General features: G+C 59.0%; 1 protein-coding gene. It reads left to right on the top strand.

Annotation, left to right across the window (positions count from 1 at the left end; genetic code table 11):
- Positions 1–1,133, top strand: a 1,133-nt coding sequence (gene tuf, locus GOV80_RS22230) for an elongation factor Tu (RefSeq protein WP_170787826.1), incomplete at both ends; no start/stop codon positions are given.

Genomic DNA, 1,133 nt, shown 5'->3' with positions numbered 1-1,133 from the left:
ATGGCAAAGGAAAAGTTTGAGCGTACAAAACCGCACGTCAACATCGGCACGATTGGCCACGTTGACCATGGTAAAACCACGCTGACCGCAGCGATCACCAAGTATTTCGGTGACTTCAAAGCGTATGACCAGATTGACGGTGCGCCGGAAGAGAAAGCGCGCGGGATCACCATCTCGACCGCCCACGTGGAATACGAGACCGAGAACCGCCACTACGCGCACGTTGACTGCCCCGGCCACGCCGACTACGTCAAGAACATGATCACCGGTGCTGCCCAGATGGACGGCGCGATCCTGGTTGTGAACGCCGCTGACGGCCCGATGCCGCAAACGCGTGAGCACATTCTGCTGGGCCGCCAGGTTGGCATCCCGAAGATGGTCGTGTTCATGAACAAAGTTGACCAGGTTGACGACGAAGAGCTGCTGGAACTGGTGGAAATGGAAATCCGCGAGCTGCTGTCTTCGTATGAATACCCCGGCGACGATATTCCGATCGTTGCAGGTTCGGCTCTGGCCGCGATGGAAGGCAACAACCCGGAAATCGGCGAAGAGAAAATCAAGGAACTGATGGCGGCTGTTGATGAGTATATCGACACCCCCGAGCGCGCTGTTGACCAGCCGTTCCTGATGCCGATTGAAGACGTGTTCTCGATCTCGGGCCGTGGTACCGTTGTGACCGGTCGTGTTGAGCGTGGCGTGATCAACGTTGGCGACGAGATTGAAATCGTCGGCATCCGCGACACTTCGAAAACCACCTGCACCGGCGTTGAGATGTTCCGCAAGCTGCTGGACCGCGGTGAAGCGGGCGACAACATCGGCGCGTTGCTGCGTGGTGTTGACCGTGACGGCGTTGAGCGTGGCCAGGTTCTGTGTAAGCCGGGTTCGGTTACACCGCACACCAAGTTCGAAGCCGAAGCCTACATCCTGACCAAGGAAGAAGGCGGTCGTCACACTCCGTTCTTCGCGAACTACCGTCCTCAGTTCTACTTCCGGACAACTGACGTGACCGGCACCGTGACCCTGGCGGAAGGCACCGAGATGGTCATGCCCGGCGACAACGTGTCGTTCGGCGTTGAACTGATCGCGCCGATCGCGATGGAGCAGGGCCTGCGCTTCGCGATCCGCGAAGGCGG

The sequence above is a fragment of the Ruegeria lacuscaerulensis genome, from assembly GCF_013034685.1.
Taxonomy (GTDB): Bacteria; Pseudomonadota; Alphaproteobacteria; order Rhodobacterales; family Rhodobacteraceae; genus Ruegeria; species Ruegeria lacuscaerulensis_B.
The sequence above is the reverse complement of the archived record's forward strand: the minus strand, read 5'-3'. Positions and strand labels throughout refer to the sequence as shown.